The organism is Mesorhizobium loti, assembly GCA_014189435.1.
GTDB lineage: Bacteria > Pseudomonadota > Alphaproteobacteria > Rhizobiales > Rhizobiaceae > Mesorhizobium > Mesorhizobium loti_G.
Window position 1 is genome coordinate 1,449,944 of sequence record CP050293.1, and the last position, 19,676, is coordinate 1,469,619.

The 19,676-nt window shown below is 59.5% G+C and carries 24 protein-coding genes, 1 tRNA gene and 1 pseudogene; 10 read left to right on the forward strand and 16 right to left on the reverse strand.

Annotated elements, in window-relative coordinates; translation table 11 throughout:
- Nucleotides 1-20 precede the first annotated feature (20 nt).
- From HB777_07010 to HB777_07030, 5 genes and pseudogenes are all read right to left on the reverse strand, one after another.
- Nucleotides 21-1,187, reverse strand: a complete 1,167-nt coding sequence (locus HB777_07010) for a hypothetical protein (protein QND63672.1) — start codon at nt 1,185-1,187, stop codon at nt 21-23.
- A complete protein-coding gene (locus HB777_07015) occupies nt 1,184-1,528 on the reverse strand; it encodes a hypothetical protein (GenBank protein QND63673.1) in 345 nt (114 codons plus the stop codon). The genes HB777_07010 and HB777_07015 overlap by 4 nt, the downstream gene beginning before the upstream one ends.
- Entirely contained in the window at nt 1,528-2,127 is a 600-nt protein-coding gene (locus HB777_07020) for a 7-cyano-7-deazaguanine synthase (protein ID QND63674.1), read from the reverse strand. The genes HB777_07015 and HB777_07020 overlap by 1 nt, the downstream gene beginning before the upstream one ends.
- A complete protein-coding gene (locus HB777_07025; GenBank protein ID QND63675.1) occupies nt 2,124-3,305 on the reverse strand; it encodes a nucleoside 2-deoxyribosyltransferase in 1,182 nt (393 codons plus the stop codon). The genes HB777_07020 and HB777_07025 overlap by 4 nt, the downstream gene beginning before the upstream one ends.
- Nucleotides 3,306-3,756: 451 nt before the next feature.
- A pseudogene (locus HB777_07030) lies at nt 3,757-4,478 on the reverse strand (hypothetical protein).
- Nucleotides 4,479-4,494: 16 nt separating this feature from the next.
- Here HB777_07030 and HB777_07035 point away from each other — a divergent pair.
- The 4 genes from HB777_07035 (at nt 4,495) to HB777_07050 (ending at nt 7,490) form a co-directional block, all read left to right on the forward strand.
- A complete protein-coding gene (locus HB777_07035) occupies nt 4,495-4,800 on the forward strand; it encodes a helix-turn-helix transcriptional regulator (protein QND63676.1) in 306 nt (101 codons plus the stop codon).
- A gap of 91 nt (nt 4,801-4,891) precedes the next feature.
- Nucleotides 4,892-5,254, forward strand: coding sequence for a hypothetical protein (locus HB777_07040; protein ID QND63677.1), 363 nt, complete (start codon nt 4,892-4,894; stop codon nt 5,252-5,254).
- Nucleotides 5,245-6,174: a hypothetical protein gene (locus HB777_07045; GenBank protein ID QND63678.1), complete on the forward strand. Its 930-nt coding sequence runs from the start codon at nt 5,245-5,247 to the stop codon at nt 6,172-6,174. The genes HB777_07040 and HB777_07045 overlap by 10 nt, the downstream gene beginning before the upstream one ends.
- Before the next feature lie 167 nt (nt 6,175-6,341).
- Nucleotides 6,342-7,490 carry a hypothetical protein gene (locus HB777_07050; GenBank protein QND63679.1) on the forward strand — a complete coding sequence of 383 codons (1,149 nt, stop codon included), beginning with the start codon at nt 6,342-6,344 and terminating at the stop codon, nt 7,488-7,490.
- Nucleotides 7,491-7,728: 238 nt separating this feature from the next.
- On the opposite strand, the gene HB777_07055 is transcribed toward HB777_07050, so the two are convergent.
- Together HB777_07055 and HB777_07060 are read right to left on the reverse strand one after the other, a co-directional pair.
- Nucleotides 7,729-7,802: transfer RNA gene (locus tag HB777_07055), tRNA-Gln, on the reverse strand.
- An 83-nt stretch (nt 7,803-7,885) separates the two neighbouring features.
- Nucleotides 7,886-8,179, reverse strand: a complete 294-nt coding sequence (locus HB777_07060; GenBank protein QND63680.1) for a hypothetical protein — start codon at nt 8,177-8,179, stop codon at nt 7,886-7,888.
- Nucleotides 8,180-8,614: 435 nt separating this feature from the next.
- On the opposite strand from HB777_07060, the gene HB777_07065 reads away from it, so the two are divergent.
- Nucleotides 8,615-9,151: a hypothetical protein gene (locus HB777_07065; protein QND63681.1), complete on the forward strand. Its 537-nt coding sequence runs from the start codon at nt 8,615-8,617 to the stop codon at nt 9,149-9,151.
- 167 nt (nt 9,152-9,318) lie between these two features.
- Nucleotides 9,319-10,401 (forward strand): PAS domain S-box protein, encoded by a 1,083-nt coding sequence (locus HB777_07070; GenBank protein QND63682.1) that lies wholly within the window; start codon nt 9,319-9,321, stop codon nt 10,399-10,401.
- A gap of 5 nt (nt 10,402-10,406) precedes the next feature.
- On the opposite strand, the gene HB777_07075 is transcribed toward HB777_07070, so the two are convergent.
- Nucleotides 10,407-11,339 (reverse strand): alpha/beta hydrolase, encoded by a 933-nt coding sequence (locus HB777_07075; protein ID QND63683.1) that lies wholly within the window; start codon nt 11,337-11,339, stop codon nt 10,407-10,409.
- A gap of 141 nt (nt 11,340-11,480) precedes the next feature.
- Here HB777_07075 and HB777_07080 point away from each other — a divergent pair, with 141 nt between their 5' ends.
- A complete protein-coding gene (locus HB777_07080) occupies nt 11,481-11,777 on the forward strand; it encodes a hypothetical protein (GenBank protein ID QND63684.1) in 297 nt (98 codons plus the stop codon).
- A 288-nt stretch (nt 11,778-12,065) separates the two neighbouring features.
- On the opposite strand, the gene HB777_07085 is transcribed toward HB777_07080, so the two are convergent.
- The 5 genes from HB777_07085 to HB777_07105 all read right to left on the reverse strand — a co-directional run bounded on the left by HB777_07085 (nt 12,066) and on the right by HB777_07105 (nt 14,388).
- Entirely contained in the window at nt 12,066-12,311 is a 246-nt protein-coding gene (locus HB777_07085; protein QND63685.1) for a DUF982 domain-containing protein, read from the reverse strand.
- Between the two features lie 13 nt (nt 12,312-12,324).
- Nucleotides 12,325-12,561 carry a DUF982 domain-containing protein gene (locus tag HB777_07090; GenBank protein ID QND63686.1) on the reverse strand — a complete coding sequence of 79 codons (237 nt, stop codon included), beginning with the start codon at nt 12,559-12,561 and terminating at the stop codon, nt 12,325-12,327.
- 110 nt (nt 12,562-12,671) lie between these two features.
- A complete protein-coding gene (locus tag HB777_07095; GenBank protein QND63687.1) occupies nt 12,672-13,115 on the reverse strand; it encodes a GFA family protein in 444 nt (147 codons plus the stop codon).
- A 115-nt stretch (nt 13,116-13,230) separates the two neighbouring features.
- Nucleotides 13,231-13,410 carry a DUF3606 domain-containing protein gene (locus HB777_07100; GenBank protein QND63688.1) on the reverse strand — a complete coding sequence of 60 codons (180 nt, stop codon included), beginning with the start codon at nt 13,408-13,410 and terminating at the stop codon, nt 13,231-13,233.
- A 786-nt stretch (nt 13,411-14,196) separates the two neighbouring features.
- Nucleotides 14,197-14,388, reverse strand: a complete 192-nt coding sequence (locus HB777_07105; GenBank protein ID QND63689.1) for a hypothetical protein — start codon at nt 14,386-14,388, stop codon at nt 14,197-14,199.
- A 212-nt stretch (nt 14,389-14,600) separates the two neighbouring features.
- Here HB777_07105 and HB777_07110 point away from each other — a divergent pair, with 212 nt between their 5' ends.
- Nucleotides 14,601-15,029 carry a DoxX family protein gene (locus HB777_07110; GenBank protein ID QND63690.1) on the forward strand — a complete coding sequence of 143 codons (429 nt, stop codon included), beginning with the start codon at nt 14,601-14,603 and terminating at the stop codon, nt 15,027-15,029.
- A 27-nt stretch (nt 15,030-15,056) separates the two neighbouring features.
- On the opposite strand, the gene HB777_07115 is transcribed toward HB777_07110, so the two are convergent.
- The 3 genes from HB777_07115 to HB777_07125 form a co-directional block, all read right to left on the reverse strand.
- Entirely contained in the window at nt 15,057-15,326 is a 270-nt protein-coding gene (locus tag HB777_07115; protein ID QND63691.1) for a hypothetical protein, read from the reverse strand.
- 145 nt (nt 15,327-15,471) lie between these two features.
- Nucleotides 15,472-15,777 (reverse strand): hypothetical protein, encoded by a 306-nt coding sequence (locus HB777_07120; protein ID QND63692.1) that lies wholly within the window; start codon nt 15,775-15,777, stop codon nt 15,472-15,474.
- Complete coding sequence (locus HB777_07125; GenBank protein QND62431.1) at nt 15,686-16,171, reverse strand: hypothetical protein; 486 nt, start codon at nt 16,169-16,171, stop codon at nt 15,686-15,688. The genes HB777_07120 and HB777_07125 overlap by 92 nt, the downstream gene beginning before the upstream one ends.
- Between HB777_07125 and HB777_07130 the strand changes: the two genes are divergently transcribed.
- The gene (locus HB777_07130) at nt 16,148-18,496 is read left to right on the forward strand and encodes a hypothetical protein (protein QND63693.1); all 2,349 of its coding nucleotides are present in this window, start codon (nt 16,148-16,150) and stop codon (nt 18,494-18,496) included. The two genes, HB777_07125 and HB777_07130, sit on opposite strands and share 24 nt — an antisense overlap.
- Nucleotides 18,432-19,673, forward strand: coding sequence for a hypothetical protein (locus tag HB777_07135; GenBank protein ID QND63694.1), 1,242 nt, complete (start codon nt 18,432-18,434; stop codon nt 19,671-19,673). Before HB777_07130 ends, HB777_07135 begins: the two co-directional genes overlap by 65 nt.
- The last annotated feature ends 3 nt before the right edge of the window (nt 19,674-19,676 follow it).

Genomic DNA, 19,676 nt, shown 5'->3' on the forward strand with positions numbered 1-19,676 from the left:
ATTTCGGACGGACGGCGACTTCACGGGACGGTTCTTCTCATTGCGTGATACAAGGCGGATGGGTAGTCGCGGGAAATGATGGATCGTGGGAACAGATGTTGAATCTGCTCACATTCGCCCCCAGGCCAGAAAACGACTGCAGGCGTTCCAGCTAACCGCGCGATCTCCTCAACCTTTGTGGGTGTCGACCGGGAACCTATGATAACGAGATCAATTGGACGTGGGTTGAAAGCCAGATCTTGCTCATCCAGCACAACCTGCTCAATCGAGCCCTGCAACTCCCAGATCCAGTTCTCGGTTCGTAAAACCAGGGATCGGACCTCATAGTCGCCGAACCCCAAGATCCTCAAATTCTGGCCATGATCGCGGGAAAGCGTTCGCATGCCGAGAAGTGCCGGCGGTATAAGTGGCAGTCGCGCGTCCTCGACAAAATAGGCGGCAGACCGTGCTGCATATTCCGCCGCAGAAATCGGCTCCATGTCGAGCTCACCCCAAGCATGCGCAAACGCTGTCGCAATGACATCGCCAGCACCTATGCGGAAATAGCTCTCAGAAGCATAGCTAGGGATAATAGTGGGCTCGTCGCCCAAAAAGACGGTCAATCCACCAAAGCCATCTTTTACCACGATGATCTGTGGAGGAGATGGCGAATCCTGCACCGCGACGATGGCATCCCGTAACTTAATCTCCGCAGCTGTCGCGGGATGCTGGCCACGAAGCCCCGCCACCAGACGCAGCAACTCGCCTTGGGCGATGATCATCGCGAGTATCCGCGCAGAAGACCCGTTGCCGGTGAAGGCAACGCCCGCGGATTGAGGGTCGTAGACGACACGGTCGCCTTTGACTCTGGCCTCGCCCTCCATCATCCCAAACCGGAGAACAACATCTCCCTCGACGTCGAGCGTCGGTTCGAGTTTTTCTGGCGGTGTGGGGATGAGCGACTTTTCAAGACTGTCGAGGTACTTGAACGTAATAGGGTCGGAGCTCGGCTTGATTTCTCCCTTAATGCCGAAGGCTGATAGTGTCGCTTCAACATCATCACGCCACTCGTCCGGAACATAGGTGTGCAGCGTCACGCTGTCAGAAAGACCACTGGCAGCAACAGCGGCTCGTAGACCGGATCCGAAAATGCGGTCCCAGTTCGGATATATGCATCGTTCTCCGTAGGTGCCACCCGCGACGATCATTGGCGGGTCACCTGAACTGCGCAGCGAGTGGCTGAAGATTGCTCGACGGCCGCAATATAGGCAGCGCCCGCGTCCATGCACCCAATCAATTGCGCAAGACCCCGGAATGCAGCCAATGTTCCCGCAACTTCACCGGTGAGGTTCGTGCAGACGATGCTTCGCGCCGTTCCGTGCTCCACAAGTCGGACCGTCAAGATTTCCCCAACAGCAAGAAGGGACGTCACTTCTGTGCGGATCCCGACGAGATCCAGACGAAACTCCAAGTCGCAACCGTCTCCGACCTTGGTAGGCGCAGCGCCGCCCGGTGCTCTTTGAATATGCCTTGGCGAAAATCCCGCCATCAGGCCCTCCCGCCAGAGCGGCCATAGGCACGCTCGACACATTCACGATGTTTGGTGCAGCCGCTGCATTGACCGCAGGCAAATTCGTGAACGTGGCATGAGAACGTCAGGCCGATGAGACTGTAAGGAAAAGCCGACGTCGTCAGCAGCGTCACAGTCGACATCTTTCGAGCTGGCGCAGTCAAGCGCACGGCTCCCTCCTGAACGGACATCGTCTTATCCAGACCTCGCAGGAAAGGAGCTTTCCCGTCAGCATGCCTGTCCGTCGATACGGAGCCGAGCATGATTTCGTTCACACCCTCTGGCATCAACTTCATGGCGGCGATGGTCACCAGCATCTGGTTGCGAAACGGCCAGAACTCCGCCGCCGAGGCGCCGGTAGCAACAGCCTTGCCCGCCATCGACCCAGAGCCCAACGCTGACAGGTCGATCTTTATGGCGCGATGCTTGAGGCCGATGATTTCGCAAATTGCGGTTGACGCGGCCATTTCACCGCCAGCCGAGCGCTGGCCATAGTCGATGGTTACGCAGAGATCGGGCTTCAGCCACCAGGCTATTGCCGATGAATCGAGTCCGCCAGAAAACAGCAAAGCTTTCATCGCGCCGCCTGCCAGACCGCTTCGTAGACAGCAGTGGTGAAGTCGGCCGTCACACGGCACCCAGTTCCTTCCAGCATCGTCAAGCTTTCCGGCCTCGGAGATTCCGCCAACGCAATGACAGGAATTCCAAGCCGGTGAGCGTACCCGACCTCGAAGAGCGTTCCCGCATCTTCGCCGTCTACAACAGCAAGCACAGCCGTGCAGTCCTTCAAACCTCCCAGATCTTCGCTCGCGATGAAGGCCGGCGTGCCATGGGATCCGACATCATGAATTGGTGAGAAGCTATTGGCACCGAGCATATGAATACATCGACGAATCTCTTCGACCAGCCAACGCTGAGGAAGAGTGAAGAAAGGTGCTGCGATGTAAATGCGCCCCTCAGGGTTCGTGCGAGCGATGGGGGTGAGTTGTTCGAGACCGTCCAGCGAGACCTGGACGCTTCGCGAAGCAGCGTATCTCGCAACCGCCTGAGAAGCTGCTCTTGCTGCAGAAGCAGCGTCCTGGTGCAATTCTCCCCAGACGTGGGCAAAGACGGCGCTAAAGATGTCCCCTGACCCAATCTTGAAAACAGCTTCCGAAGCATAGGCCGGGATGCTGGTATTGATCCGATCATCGACCGCCAGGGCGCCGGCGGGTCCCATCTTCACGACCACGGCGCTGGCGCCGGTCATTGACATCAAAGCACGTGCGCCGTCCTTTCCCTGGATACCGACGCTTACCTCCAACTCGACCTCGTTCAATACGATAGCTAGGCTGCCAGCTGTTGAACCATTCTCTCGGAAACGCAGCACATCGTAGGGGTTCTGGGGGTCATAGATCGCGCGCTTGGCGTTCACGATGGCATCGCCCTCGACCATACCAAAGCGAAGCACAACATCTCCATCGGCTTGGAGCGCCGGATTCCGTCTTTCCGAGGCACCAACGAGTTCTGCCGCTGATAGCGGATGGAGATAGTGGAATCCGATATCTTCGTTGATTTCGGTCAAGTCCGGTGTCACGCCGAACTGCTGCATCGACTGTCTTACGTCGTCAGCCCAGCCGCGGCATGCATAGGCGACAAGACGGCTGTCAGGTGAAAGGACTGAAATGGCCGCAGCGGCACGTCCCGCAGATCCGTAGATTCGGGACCAATACGGCCAAATGCATTCCTCGCGATATACGCCTCCGGCTACGATCATGGGACGCGAGTGCCGCGAACATGGCAACGACCAGCTTCCAACTCTGTAATCGTAACCACATAATTCACGCCGTTGCGGAGACAGCGGATTAGTTGGGTAAGTCCCTCAAGGGCGGACAGCGAGCCAACAGGTGAACGATCGGCGGTCCGGCAGACGGCGCTCGGGATGCCACCGCGTTCGAAAATTTCCACGCGAAGAGTGTCACCAACCCGTACGGTAGCGAGAACGTCGGCTCTCACGCTTTCAAGGTCTGCCTCAATCAGGATGCCGCAAGGATCGCTGCCTTCTTCGGGCGTATCACCACCACCTCCGCTGCCGGACCCAGGCTTTTTCACTTTGGGAATAGGTGTTCGCTCAGAGCCGTGTTGCGCCTGAGGTTTAGGACTCTTACCTGCCATCGAATCAGCCTCCCATTGGAACAATACGCGGCAGATCGAGGCGTAAGAAATGCCTAGCTGTGAAGTATTCGCATTTCCCGCCACATAATTGCATCGAGCAGTGATGCGCGGATTTTCAAGATTCGAGCGAAATCCAGAAAGCGCCGTTCCAATGCCTCGTAGTCCTGAGGCAGTCGGTACTTTTGCGGGAACAATCCGATAGTTGTGCCCGCACGCAGAACATGGACATCGAGAATAGCGACCTCATCACTGCCGAGCCAATTCCGCACGATCCAGGATGCGGTCTTTGGACCTATCCCTGGCAACTCCATCAGTTCCCTCCGAAAGATCAGCGGGTCGTCTGTCCGAGGGGGGGCCGTAGGCGAATTGAATTGAGAGCGACATTGAGCCGATCGGCTCGTTGCCGCGGGTAACGATATTTCTGCAGGCGTCCGTTGACGGACAGCGGCATGCTCAACAAGCGTTCTATTTCATCACGAGATGGCACCGGATCAGCTGCAAAGACCCCGGCGTCAAAAAGGTGATCCCACGCGGCCTGATTGAGTTCCATCTTCACGCCGTATCCGCCAAGTAGGCAGAAGGCGAGATCCTCGGCTAGGGGCGTGCCTTTCGGACTTACGTAGTCCTCAGCGTCGTCGCCTTCGAGATCGGCCATCGCCACCCAGAATGCTGGTGTCGGCACCCACCCGCTCAGCCCGTACCGAACGCCGGGCATGATCTCATCTTCCGGAGAGTAGTGCTTGAATTGCTCGGCTCTGGAACTCATGTTAAGCATCATATATGCAATGCATATGTATCGCAAGAACGCCAGACTTCTCAAACGTGTGGAGAACCGCAGGCTCGAGCTCGGAATGACGCAGGCTCAGCTAGGCGAACGGCTGGACGTCAAGCAGGGCCATATTTCGAAGATTCTCCGCGAAAAAGTGCCGATATCTGCTAAAATGCTGCCGAAACTTCAAGCTTTCCTTGAAGCGACGCCCACGCCTGAGCCGCAAGATCGCGACTTTGAGGATGAAATCATAGCGGCAGTTCGGTCATCAGAGAGCTTCTCGAACCTGATGCGGGCTGCCTTGAAAATGCATAAGAGTAGCAGCTAGAGTATGCATTTCGGCATCCAGAAGGTCGACTGATGTCGGCGCTTAGCGAGCCTTGAGGTGGGCACTTCGCAACGGAGGTTACCGAGTCCTTATGATCACGTCCTTCACTGAATTTCTCGAGAAGCTTCAGGAAAAAGAAGCTGCCATCCTCGCCGAACAGTCCGTGACGCATGGTCCGACGATCGGCGATATGTACGAGGGCCTGACCAGAGAGCTTCTTGAGCGGGCCATACCAGGCGAGCTCAACGTTCGCCTGGTGGACGGCTTTGTGCTCGGTGTCGATGGAAAACTCGGCCATCAGACCGATGCTATGCTGGTAATGGGAGAGAAAGGGCAACGAATACCTAAGACCGATCAGTGGATTTGGCCCATCGAAGACGTTCTTGCCGTATTCGAGGTCAAAAAAACCTCTTTGGAAACCAGCTTGTCGATAGCATCGAAAAGATGCGCGTGATCTCGCTCCAGCAGAAGGAGCTGATGGCCTCAAAACGAAAGCAGGTGAAACTCGGCCCGTCCAAGGACGCGTTCGCACGTCTCATGGGGCGCTTTCCATCGCCCGGAGAGCTAGATGACTTCCAAGGGGTCGGGGGAGAGATCTTGCGGACCATTGCCCACGAGCAGTTGTCACCCGTCAGGATTGTCTTCGGCTATAACGGTTACGCAGACGAGACAGGCCTTCGAAAAGGCTTCCTGGACGCCCTGCGGGACGCGCCTGGAGGTATGGCGGGGCCCGCGCTACTTCCTAACCTCATTATCTGCCGCAAGAACGCGATCCTCAAGATGAACGGCCACCCTTTCGTCTCCCCGGTCGGAGATGACGAACGCTGGAACTTATTCGGCTCCACCCGCACAGCGCCTTTCGCACTGCTGCTCGAACTGATCTGGACGCGCCTCGGGAACGAGTTCAACGCACAGTTTCCTGTCGATGACAGCCTGACAAAAGAGGTCATCGCACCGCTCCTAACTGGTGAAGTCGTAATAAACGGATCAGTCCAGGGTTGGATGTTCCACTATAGCACGTTGAGCAAGAAGCAGCTCGCGGACACACCGGCCGATCAGTGGGAGCCTGTTGCCGTCACGCTTGAAGAGTACGTAATCTTCGGCATGGCCATGAGCCTTGGCGGACTGGATCTCAATGAACAGACCTTGCGGCAAGCAGCGGCGAAGTCGAGGCTTGATCTCAAGGCATTTGCAGATCGTCTAGTTGCGGCGAGGCTGTTTTCATGGGTCGCTCCCGACGTTGCGCATCCAGTGAACGACACCATCCACACCGCAGTGATGCCTGATGGCAATTTCTGGCTATCCGACAATCAAAAGCTTTTGGGGTTGTGGAGCCAGCAATACGGCTCGGAACCAAGAGCAGCAGGTTCATGAAATCATAGAATTGTAGCTATCCTAGTGCGGCAGCTTTCCGCATTCGCAACCTGGAAGCGGACTGTCGGCTTCCGGCCCACAGCGGTCATCCAATTTTATTTTGATAGTTTGCATTGCTACATTTTCAAACAGATACCGGCTGCACAGTCGGTCATAAGGGCCGTGGAATGACTCTGGAAGAATTTATCGGACAGCAAAACGGTACCACTTTCTGGAAGGAGTTTACCTTCACTCAGTTGAAGCTTCGCGTCGCCGGTGGTGAGGCCGAATTGGCTGACAATGTTGTCTGGTTCGGCGACGTCGCGATCATCATACAAATGAAAGAGAGGGTTGCCGAAACTGAGGATCCAGAGGCGGAACGGCGGTGGTTCAACAACAAAGTAATGAAGACCGCTATCAAGCAGATCAAAGATTCGATGCGATTTTTGGATGAGCGCGGTTCGATTCCAGTTTCAAACATTCGCAATCAGAGCTTCGAGCTTCGGAAAGCCAACCTCCGTGAAGTGAAGAAAGTAGTCATCTATAAGAGTGGACGAGCTCTCCCTGCCGAAAGTCGGGGAGTTCAATACAAGGAGAGCCAATCAGTCGGTTTCATCCATATTTTCGATCAGGATAACTACGACCGTGCTCTAAATATCCTCATTGCACCGGAGGAAATCCGTCGGTACCTAGATTATCGACAAGCCTCGCTTCTGAAGCTGGCGGGGCACAAAATACGCGTCACTGAAGACGATATAATCGCAGCATATACACTGGCGCAGCTTGTCCCCACACCGACTTCGCACACCGCGTTAACGAGACTGATGGACGATATCGACAGCTACAATCTTTCATCAATCCTCGGCAACCTCGCGGATCACATCGAAGTGGATGACCGCATCAACGAGTATGCCAAGATTATGGTTGAATTTGCACGAGTGCCGCGGGCTGCTTGGAAGGCTGCGAAGGAGCGCCTAGACAGGTGCCTGGTAGCCTCGAGGACGGGGCAGTTCCTGCAACCATACCGGTTTTACTACGAGGGCACCGACACTAGCTTTGTGTTTTCCGCGCTCCACCCTGACATTCCTGCTGGAAACGCTGACAGGGAAAAACGAGGCGGATATCTTCAATTCCTCACAACAGCAGGGAAGTACCTTTCACAAGCGAAGACAGGTGTAGGCGTACAAGTTTCCTATTTGGATGGCGATGTTATGATCGATTGGTGTCTCGTTGATGAGCCATGGAACCGCGATCCAATTATGGAAAAGGTTACTGCGGACGAGATATTTCGGCCCGTGCGAGAACAACAAGTGGACGGCTTCTTTTTCGGTAGTTAGCATGGCGATAACTGATGTGGTGGCAGTTTCCGGCTGTCGCATCTTAGATGCGGCTCACTTATCTTCGCCAGGAAAAACCTGCGCGTGGCAATCAGCTCCGGGCGGTGTCCGCTTTGAGTCGTCAACGAAACGGCTGCTTGTCGGAAATTAGTCCGGATAGCGGACTGGCAGTTCTCGGCCCACACTCAAGTCCAATTTTTTCTGACGCTGTCCAGACTTCTATGTCGTCCAACATTGCTGGTTCCCGCTCATGGGCTCGAACCACGATTCACGCCTTCAAAGGGCGCTGTCCTACCATTAGACGAAGCGGGAAGATGCAAGTGCGCCCACACCCCTAGCCGGTTCGCGCGCCGGGATCAACGCAGTGCGGCGGCAAAGGCTGGCGGCAAGCGACATCAGTTCGGAAAGTTGTTGACCGGTTCCTCGCAGCGGTAGACCGGGCAGTGGCCGTCACGGGTCGGCACATAGGCCGACATCGGTACCTCCGGCCAGTCGCATTCGTTGCCGAACTGCCTGACATAGCGGTCATAGGTGTTGGGGCCGGTGGTCAGCACCACGGCGCGATGGCTCTGGATCAGTTGCCGCAGTTGGTCGCAAGTCATCGTGCGGGTATCGGGCCGGGCGTCGGCCAGGCTGGTCGCGGCAAGCAGGATCGCTGCCGTCATCAAGGCAATTCGGCGGATGGGCATGGCTGTTCTCTCAAGTGAGCGTGTCACGCAAAAACTCGCATCCCGGCCGGTGGTTCCGCAACAGCCGGCTGGGCGTTTTTTTGCAGCGCAACCAAATGGCGCGTCGCGCATTGCTGGGAATGGACAGCAGGAAGCCCTACGAAACGCCGCAATGGTGGCCCGGAAACGGGGATCGCGAAGCCATGTGCTGTTCGTTCTGCGGCGGCCGCGACCACAGCTACGAGGATTGCCCGCAAAGGGAGCCTTCGGCCGATCCAGTGCCCGTTGCTCCGCCTGGCGACGCCGACACTGGCCGACCCAGAACGGCGGAAGGTGGATTGCGTTAAGAAAATTTCTACCCAGTTTTGTCAAACATGATCGCGCGGGCATGATGCCCTGGCTTGAATCCCCGGCGCGCCGTTCGATGTGGAACGCGACCGGCCAGGAAGCCCGGGCATGTCGATACCTCCAGTCAACACCACAGCCTTGCTGATCCTGCAGCAGTCCCGCACGTTGGCCGGACCGGGCGATAGCGGTCTCGCCGATCTCGGCGTGTCTGGCCATGCCGGCTCCGGCACCGGTTCGCCCTTTACGCAGGCGCGTGCAAAAATATCCGATGCCATGTTCAGCGTGACCAGGATCGATCCGACCGCGGCGAAGATCAAGCTGATCGAAAGGCTGGGCGAGGAATTCGGCATCAAACTGAGCGATTATGCGTCGGTGGCTTCCTATGGCGCCGACCTCAAGCGGGCCGTCGAGGCGTTGAAGGCGAAGCCAGGCTCGGCGCAAGCCATCATGGCGATCGAAAAGAAGCTCGGGCTGGACAAGCTCGGCATCTCGCTCGACGGCCTCGTCGATGCGACCATCGACCCGAACGGGGACGGCGGCAAAAAACTCGACGCGGCGCTAAAGAAGCAGGCCGGCGGGACGGCCAAGGGCGAAGCGATCATCGGCTTGCCGCGGCTCGACGATATCGGCATCTACGGCCGCTGAGGCATTGCCGAAACGGACGGCCGGGCACCATCGGGAAAGGCCCCCCGGCGATGCGGATGCGGAATGTTGTGCGCCGATTGCAACCAAAATGCCCGGCCAGGCATTGCTGGCAGGAGGGGAAATCCTCACGCAAGCTGGACGCTGGCGTGATCCGCAAGGTGGGGGCAATGACGGAATTGGCAAGCATCGATGGCCTGCTCGAAATCACCGCCCACGCACGGCTGGCGGCGATCGTGGCTTCGTCCTTCGATGCCATCATCAGCAAGGACCTGAACAGCGTCATCACCAGCTGGAACGGGGCAGCGCAGAACATGTTCGGCTACACGGCCGAGGAGGCAGTGGGCCGATCAGTGCTCATGCTCATTCCCGACCACCTGAAAGATGAAGAGGCCGACATCATCGGCCGGGTTCGCAATGGCGAAGTCGTGGCCAGCTATGAGACGATCCGGCGACGCAAGGACGGCGGCATCATTGCCGTATCGCTGACCGTCTCGCCGATCAGGAATGCGTCGGGCGAGATCATCGGCGCTTCCAAGATCGCCCGCGACATCACTGCGACCAAGGAGAGCGAGCGGCGGATCAGGCTTTTGCTGCGGGAGGTGAACCATCGCGTCAAGAACCAGTTCGCGGTGATCCTCTCGATGATCCGGGAGACCAGCAAACGCTCGACCGATCCGCGTGAATTCGAGGAGTTGATCCGCTCTCGCATCATGGCGCTGTCGCGATCGCACGACCTGCTGGTGAACTCGGAATGGGCGGGCGCCAGCCTTTTCGATCTCGTCCAGGAGCAGCTCAAGCCGTTCGGCCACGAGGAGCAGATATCGCTCTCCGGACCGCTTTTGACCTTGCAGCCGAACGCCGTGCAAAATCTCGGAATGGCATTTCATGAGCTCGGCACCAACTCTTCCAAATATGGCGCTCTGGCTGATGATACCGGGCGGCTCGAGATCACCTGGCAGATCGCCACCGGTGTTTCGGGAAAGCGGGAAATCCATCTCGTCTGGGACGAGACGATGCCGGTGCATGAAGAGGAGCGACCAGGGGAGCGGCAAGACGAAAACACGCGCAAGGGTTTTGGCACCGTCGTCCTGCAGCGGGTCGCGCCGCAATCGCTGAACGGCTCGGCGGTGCTGGAGCGCAGCCCAGGCCATCTCAGCTGGTCGCTGACGGCGCCGCTGGATTCGATCATCGTTCCGCAGCTCGGCACAGAGATCCCTGCTGCCGAGCCCGAGCCGTCGTTCAGCCCTTGAGGGGCTCACCCGCGCGCAAGGATATTCTTGGCGGCCTGGCCCGGTTCACCGAAGCCGAAGAAGCCGGCCAGCGCCTCGGCGGTCTGCGCCGGGTTCTCTTCGGGAAAGAAATGTCCGCCTGGCATCGCTTGGCCGCGCACGTCGTCGGCCCAGCCGCGCCACAGCGCCAGCGGCCCGCCTTCGCCGGCATACCAGTCCTGGAGTGCGCCCTGGCCACTCCACAGTGCCAGCAGCGGACAGTGGATGCGCCGGCCGACAACCTTGTCCGAACGGTCGTGCTCGCGGTCGAGCGTGGCCGCCGCCCGGTATTCCTCGCAGATCGCGTGGATGTGGGATGGATCGCGCAAGGCATCGACATAGGCCTGACGCACTTCGGCTGGAAACACCGATGGCGATGAACCCCAGCCGCTCAGCGCGTTGTCGACGATCGCCTCGGTGGCGACGGACAGGATCTTCTCCGGCAACGGCTTGGGCTGCGCCAGCAACGACCACGGCCAGTAGCCCAGTGCCAGCCTGGCGTCGGCCCGGTCCCAGACGTCGGCGGTGGGCACGATGTCGAGGACGGCGAGCTTGTCGATGCTGCGTGGATGATCGAGCGCCATGCGGTAGGCCACACGCCCGCCGCGATCATGGCCCGCGACCATGAAATGGGAGAATCCAAGCTTGTCCATCAGCGCCACCATATCGTCGGCCATGGCGCGCTTGGCATAGGGCGCGTGATCGGGGTCCGACGGCGGACAGGAGCTGCCACCATAGCCGCGCAAATCGGCACAGACGACGCTGAAGCGGTCGGCCAGGACGGGCGCAATGTCGCGCCACATCAGATGTGTTTGCGGAAAACCGTGCAGCAACAGCAGCGGTGGTCCGCTACCGGCACGCAGCGAGAATATGCCGGCAGCGCCGGTGTCGATTTCCGAACTTTGAAAATCATCGAACATGGTCGCCTCCGGCACGCGCAACGGGTGGCGATCGGTTTTGGTTGCAACGGGCGGAAGCGGCCAACCTTTTTCATCGACAGGCGTTGTCCCTGTGAAGGGAAAGGTCGCGCAGGCGACCGAGACAGGAAGAAGGAGGCCGAGATGAGACTTCTCGCCATCGTCCCATTCAGCCTGGTGCTGGCGCTGGCAGCGCCGGCCGCCGCCCAACAGCAGAACGACAGCCAGGCTCCGCAGGCCGACAAATGCCGGGTCCAGACGGAGCAAGGTGCAAAACAGCAGCCTGACAGCGACGATCTGACGGAGAAGCTCAACGATTGCGGCGGCGTGCTGAAACCGCCCGCCACCGGCGACCAGGGAATGGCCGCGCCGGCGCCTGATGAAGGCAAGACGCCGGTGATCAAGCCGGGCGAAGTGCCGCCCCAGCCGCCGAAACAATAAACGCAGGCCCGCCGGTATCATCGCCCAAGCTAATGGAACCTCGGTTTCTCAGGAACGTTTCTCTCAGGACTGGGAATTTGGAGAGATTATCGTGAGAGACATTGCGACCACGGCCACATTGCTGGCGTCGATTGCCGTTGTGATTGCTTTGGTTCTATTGGCGCCAAAGAGTTTTGGATCTCGAAAGCTCTACCCCGATCGTACAGGGCGAGCTTCCCGCCGAGTAATCATACCGATTTTCAACAAAAAAGCAGGCGAGGCACGGTGCCTCGCCTGCTTTTTCATGCCTTACCGAACCAGCACACCAGCATGGTTGCAGAGCGCGGCGAATGCTTCCTGCGCCTCGGCAGCGCCCGCCTTGCTTTCCAACGCTGCTTCGACCTGTTCGCGCGCGGCCTGATAAAACGGGCCGCGCTTGGCGTGCGGCCAGTCGATGAGGATTTCGCTGGCATCCCCGAGCGTGGTGATGTCGCGGATCGTGTCGGAGCCATGCGGCCTGATCCGCATCGGCGTCGACAGCATCAACTCGGCCATGTCCTGGTTTCCGCTACTGGAGGAATTTTGCTTCGCGCGCGGCGTCGATCATCGCCCGCATCGCCTTTTCCGGCGGCGTCCAGCCGTCCAGCGCATCGCGACAGCTGCGCAATGCCGCCCGGTAGCGCCGGCCCCGGCCAGCCGGCCAGTCGCCGAGGCATTCCAGGCCTTCCCAAGCACTGCGCACCACACGCTCACGCTCCGGGGCAAACTTCAACCTGATGGGCCGGGGAAACATCTTGTCGTTCAACGGTCGTCTCCGTGACTGATGCATGCCGCGAAAAATGCTCGGCGACATGCACGAGAGGCGTCCAGTAACGTCGGCGGCAGGGCAGGGTTCCCTGCGCCAGAGATCAAATCTCACTCGGCCGCATCGACGTCCGACAGCGACCTCGGCGCCGGCACTTCGGCGTTGTGCGCCGCCGGCCGGTCGTGCTCGAACTGTTCGGTGCCGGGCAAGGCATGCAGCCAGGCCTCGCGCCTTGAGGTCCACAATTCATATTCGGGTACGAGATCGGTCGGCGCGATGTCGAGGCTGCCGATCATCACCTCGGCCTCGTTGTCGTCGACCCAGGCGACGCGGCCGCCGCAGGTCGGACAAAAGCTGCGCGTGCCATAGGAACTGACGAGGCCTGTCGTCTCGAAGGCCTCGCGCGGCCAGATGGCAAAGGCCGAATAGGCCGAGCCGCCGGCCTTGCGGCAATCCTTGCAATGGCAAAGACCAATGCGCAGCGGCGCACCGCTGACCGAGAACTGCACGCCGCCGCACAGGCAACTGCCGGTCCTGCGTATGGTGTCGGACATGGCAACCTCCCTCAATGCATGGCGCTGCGGGCCGGGTGGGACAGGTGCTCGTCCGAGACAGGGCCTGCATCGGCTCGTCTGGGACAGAATCCCGTCCCGATCCCGGGAAAACGCTCTAGCCGCGCGCCGCCATATGGGCGTCGAGCTTCTTGCGCGATGGCCCGTAACGCTTGATGATGGTCTGCGCCTCGCTTGGCGGAATGCCGTATTTGCGGGCAAAGGCAGCGACCTCGTAAGGCTCTTCGCTCGAGACCAGCTTGCGGTCCTGTTTCGTCTTCGACTTGTCGTCAGCCATTTCAGGCCTCACTTTCTGTTGTCGGGGAAACGCGCAGCCGTCGGCGCCCGATCCCGCGATCAACAGGACATAACACAGATCGGCGTCGCTGGTTCCACCGGCACGACAATAACGCCATGGTATCGTTCGTTTCGGTGGACCCAGGATTGGCCGGGCCCCCAACGTCGTCATCCCTGGGCGAAGCAGGAGCGAAGCTCCGTCGCGCAGACCCGGGGATCCATGCCGTGACATTAGTCGAGGAGCACAGCGGAGCAGAATTTGGCCCCGTGGCGACGCCCGGAAGTCGCGGCATGGATCCTCGGGTCTGCGCTGCGTCGCTGCGCTCCTTGCTCCGCCCGTGGATGACGAAGCGACGGGCGTCTGCGCCCATGACGAGGAACGATTAGCCAGGTTCCCAACCAGCCTGTGTCAGGCCGATGGCCGCATCGGGTCGGTGTTGGAAAGGTGATCGCCGTCACATTCGGAGCAGGCGGTGCTGACTCCGGGGCAGCCGCGCTGATGCGTGCCGGCGGGGCAGCAATTGCCATTGGAACTCGTCCAGCGCGGGCATTGGAAGATTTGGCCGGCGCCGCCGCAGCCGCTGCATTCCAGTGCCGTCGACCGGACGGCAAGGGATTTTGCCTCAAATCTGACGCGTGTGCTCAATTTCAGCCCGCCCGAAATAACTGCACCGGTATACCCCGTACATTAGCCCCAGCTAACAATAGCACGATCGCGGTTACCAACAAGTTTCATGATTCTCGCGGGCGGCGCCCAGGACGCCGTCGGGGCTGACGAGGCCCGCCATCAGACCGGCTTCAGCCGCATCGCGGCAAGATACATGAGCACTGATGCGGCCTGTTCGCGATCCCAGCCGGCGGCCTCGACCTTGTCCAGCAGCGCGTCGAGATGGGGAACGAGCATCTCCCTGCACTCCTGCTCATAGGCGGTGCTCATCGCCGGATGCTGCGGTGCGCCGATGGTCAATGCCTTGGCCATGTCCGATTCCCCCCCTTTGAGCGGGCAATAATATACCGTCAGCCGGCAAACCGAAAATCGGTCCTGCCGGCACCGCGCCTGGTTTCAAGAGGCATCCCGGGTCCCTTGCGGAGCGCCTGCATCGCACTTGTCGAGAAAAAAATGGCCTGATGTGTCGGAGCTGGCGGTCGTCGCGCGTCCTAGGAGCGAACCTGCAAAGCTGGAGACCAAGCATGTCGTCGCAAATCACTCAATCGCCGTGGCAGACCGCGGCCCTTCTCATCGCCCGGCTGATCTTCGCCGGCGTCTTCCTGATGGCCGTGACCTTCAAATTCATGGGCATGGAGGCGACCGCCGGCTACATCGCCGCCGCCGGCTTTCCGTTTCCGCTGTTCCTGGCCTGGTGCGCGGCGATCCTGGAAGTCGCTTTGGTGTTGTGCTTCCTGACCGGCGCCTTCTTCACCCAGGCGGCCCTGGTCGCCGCCGCCTATGTGTTGTTCCTCGCCCTTGCCTTCCACGGACCCAGCCACTGGGCCGGCAACCAGGCCGAGTTCGGCTTCTTCATCGACCATTTTTCCTTCCTGGCCGGACTGCTGTTCGCGGCAGTGCAAGGTCCAGGCAGAGTGCTTTCGCTCAATTTGGGATGGCCGGGCAGGGCGTGAGGCAGGGCCGAGCCACGGGTAAGTGGCCTATTCCTGCGTCAGGCGCTCGCCATATTCGCGCCAAAGCGCCTTCACCTCCAGGCTGCCGAGGCGGAGGGCCGAAGGATCGCTCGAAATGATGGCGACGGCGCTGATATCGTATTGGGGATAGGCGTGGGCGACGAAGCGGATCGCTTCGCCGAGCGAACGCACGCGGATGACCGGATCGGCCTGACCCTGGCCGGTGCTGCGCACTCCGGAAACCGTGGCCGGCGCATGCCGCATCCTGAACACGGATGCCATGGCTGGTCTGTCCATCGTCCTCTCCCACAAGGCCGTGTGACGGGGAATCATTCCATGCGTGTTGGCTAATGATTCCACAGCCGTCGGCCAAAGACCAGCCAGCCGGCGGGAGTTCCACGGGCTTGCCGGCGCCGGTTCGTTGTCCGCTGCCTTGGCGCCCTCATAGCTGGTCGTTGTAGGGTTCCTTGATCTTGCCGACCATGCGGGCCAGCTTCGAAAAGGAGGGCATGTCCGCCTCCGGCTGGCACTGATTGGCGAGCTCCAGCAGCCGGATCGGGAAGTTGACGGCGTCACGGCTGGACGCGGACATGCCTTCGGATCGCTCCTGGTTGGTCTCGCCGGCCTCGGTCTTGCGCAAGGCCACGTCGATTTCCTCACATGTCAGCACCCCCTTTTGAACCAGGAGGCGGTTGACCGACGCGACGGCCATCAGCAGGCCTTCGAGTTGCAGATTGGCGACATTCATGGCGATTGCTCCCGTGGCCAGAGCAATTCCAGGAAAAGTGTGAAACGGTTTTCCCGGAAAAGCGCATCGCGCTCTCCCTTTGGAATTGCGCCAGATCAAGATCGAAACGCGCGAGCAGCGTTTTCGCTCCGGAAGGCGGCGAGGCGCTGCCTTCGAAAGTCTTTGAGGAAATTAGTCCTAGGAATTTTTTCTCAAAACCTGTTGACGAGGTGAGGGCAGCTTTGCCTTCCAGACGCTGGATCCTGTCGTTGGAACCAGTAGTATCGTCCTCAGCTTCTACCAGTCCGACGACATCGTCGGCGATATCCGAGACGCCACGCAAGACATCATCGACCAGGCCCAGGCCGCCGCCAATGTCGCGGCCGAGGCCATGACGACGGTGATCGATCCGCAATTCGCGACACTCGCGGCCGCTCAGGCGTTTTCCCCGGTCATCGCCCCGACATACATCCGCACCGCATTCTACGACAGCCACCAGGTTGCAGGCAGCGGCGCGGTTTATCGCAAGAACGGGACCTCCGTCGGGGATCTGGTGATCACCTTGAGCGATGGCGTGACGCTGGCGGGGTATACGCTGGCGTCAATCCCCGTGACGGCATCCATGCTCGGCGCGCGAGGTGGCGGTGCGAACGCCACCGCCGCTATCGGTGCACTGCTCTCGGGGAGCTATCCGCATGTTCTGATTGACGGCTCCTACCAGACCGACGGCAACCACGTTGTCTCGACAGCGAAGAAGCGCGTCGAATGCCTGGGTGGCTCGGCTCTGATCCTGCGCGCGCCAGTCGGTGCCGTCACCAGCCACTATCCTGTGATCGATATCGCTGCCGACGACGTGCAGGTTGACGGGGATCTGACGATCGATGGTGGATCACATGCCGGGTACCAGGCTTCCATCGGCATTCGCGCCGGCCTCTCCACTGGTGCACGCCGGAAGCGGCCGACAATCCGCGGCGTGAAAGTCCGCAATCTTGGCCTTGCCGGCGTGATGGCGCTTTGTGTTGACAGCCCAACGATCGAGGACATTGACGGCTACAACATCGTCACGCCAACCGGCGGCGAGTTTGGCGACACGGTTTACGTGGCCGGCGTCCGCAAGCCGATCGTGCGCAACGTCCGGTCGGCGAAGTGCAAACGCGACGGCGTCGTGTTGACCTATACGGGAAACCTCAACACCACCGACGTGTTGGTCGACGGGGTTTTCGCGGATGCACATCTCGACAGTCCGTCCGCCGGTGTCTGGGTGGAAATGACCGGCGCGCGAGATCCACGAGGGATCATCACCAACGTGGTGGCGAATGACTGCCTGGTTGGCGTTGCTGCGACCGACGCAAATAGCGAGATCGTCATTTCGAATGTTAAGGCGGCCGGCAACCGGCTCTCTGGCAGTGCGGCCGGTAACGTCTTCGGTGTTCAGATTCAATCCGGCCGGCTCGATAATTGGTACATCGATCGCTACAACACCGCTCTGCAATTGGAGCCCAACGGCGAGTACCAATTCGCCCTCAGCTCGCAAGTTGGATCGTTTGCGACTGGCGAGACTGTCAGCGGCGGCACCTCTGGCTCGACCGGAATCCTGCGGTTCCAACATGTTGAAATCGTCATCGCCGGTTCAACAGTCGATTATGAACTCGGCGAGACGGTGACAGGCGGTTCATCCGGCGCGATGGGCACCTTGGTCGATTTCTTCGCGAACGTGCTGCGGGTATTGCCGGCAAGCGGAACGTTCCAGGCCGCTGAAACAATCACCGGCGGCACCTCGGCGGTTGCCAAAACGGCAAGCAGCGTGACCCGGCGCATCTATGTGCGCGGTTCGGCCGGCATCTTCTCGAGTGGCGAGACAATTACGGGCGGTACGTCCGGCGCCACAGCCGCAATCGGAGCGCCATACCAGACACCGCTTGCGATCGGTCCAGGCACGCTGATGAACTGCTCTACCGACGCCATTGTGATCGCGAATTGCGTCACGCCAGCGAGCCTCAGCCTTACGGGCATCAGGGGCAACACACAGTCGCATGGCATCCGGTTCAACCTTTCCGCGGGCCAACGGCTGCGCAAAGTCAGTCTCAGGGACATCGCCCTGAAGAACTCGACTTCCGTCGGCATTGCCTTTCGGGTGACCACCGGTGGCGTGATCGACGAAATGCTGGTCGATGGTTTCGACATGTCGGAATGGGTTGGTGACGGCACTGGCAGCTCCATCACGGCGGGCATCGTGACCCGGTTCATTGGCGGCGACAATCCCGGCCTGCAGGGGACATCGAGTGTGCCGATCAACCTGAGCGCCAACACAACGCTGTTTGGCTTGCATAATCGCGCCTTCTGCCACAACAACGGCGCCGGTGCGGCGCGGACGCATACGCTGCCCCCGGCCGTGCCTGGCTTGCGGATCGGCTTCGCCGGAGTGCATGGGACCCATGTCATGAACATCGATCCCAACGGGACGGACACGATCAAGGGCGGCGGCGCCGGAAAATATCTCATCCTAGACCCAGGCGAGCGCGTGATCCTGGAGGCTTATGCGACAGGATTGTGGGTTGTCAGTTCGGCTGGTCAGGGGATTTCGAGCCCTAGCAAATTGCGACTCGATAGCCCTGATGTTATCAGGAGTTATGTTCTTTTTGCTGTGGGCAACGGTTATTGCGACGACAGTACTTTTGCTGACCAGATTCCCCACAGTTTCGGCGATCTGGATCGGTTTCGTTGGTCTTTGCGCCTATAGCGTTCCGACATTACTCGGCATCACTCGGCCGGTTTTATCCGGCAAGATGTCGGCATACTACGCCCCGACCTCCGATGCGGCCACGCTGGTGATGGCTGTGGCATGGCTCGGCTTTGCGCTTTCTCTTCTTGCCGCCGACACGAGCGGCTATGCGCAGAAGCAGCCAACGATCCGAGCAATACCGCATCCAGTCTATTTGAACCGGTTTCTGTTGGCGGCGCTCGGACTTATCATTCTTTGCTACAGCTCTTTGGCGTACAAATCTGGCAATTTCTTATGGCTGCTCGATGCTCGCACAGAGATAAGCTCCTACATCGGCGCCGACTGGCTTCTCTGGAAATGGGCAATAGCTCTCGGTTTCCTCGTCGGGTGGTATTTTCAGGTGCCTTGGGCCAGAGCGGTCTTCTCATGCCTGCTCGCGTTGATCGTTGTCGGCGCAGATCGCACTACCCCGGTCATCACCCTAATCTCTCTGGGTATCGCCCTCATGTGGGGCCGGCCAGCTATTAGGACGCTGTTTTCCGGAAAATCGGTGGGCGCAGCCGGAGCAGTGCTAGCCGTCATTTTCTATGCCAAACCTTTCTACGTGTCCTTGAAGTCCGACCAGTCCTTCAGCGACATTCTCGCATCGACAGACGCGATGTCTTTGCAGGCCGGCTGGGAGGCTTTCGGCACACATGAGCTGCTTGAAAAAGTCGTCGCCTTGAATATTTCATATCCGCTTTGGAGTACGGTCCGGGATTGCTTGGCGCAGTTTCTGCTGGTGCCGTCCTATTTCGGGTTTGGAAGCAGCGGCTTCAACGAGCTTTTGCAGCAGCAGGTGTTTTCCCAGGCGACGTACGGGCTAGCCTCTAATTTATGGGCGCACTGCTGGGCGATCGGCGGGCTCTTTGGTGTCCTGATCGCAGGAGGAGTTTATGGTGCCAGCATCCTGTTTCTGAGTAACTCGATAGTTCGTAGCAGGGGTATGGTGTTTTTTCTGTTCCTTCTGGTGGCGGCCACGATTGGGGTGTACGCCCACAGGAACAGCCCTGAGAACATTCTTGCGCTGATCCGACCGATCGTTATCGTGTTTTTCATAATTCAGGTGATGGCCAGTTTAGCCACTCTGCAAGTGCGATCTCGCCGGATGATCACTGTCAGAGATGGCCATTCGCCCACACCACGTCGGCCTTGACCA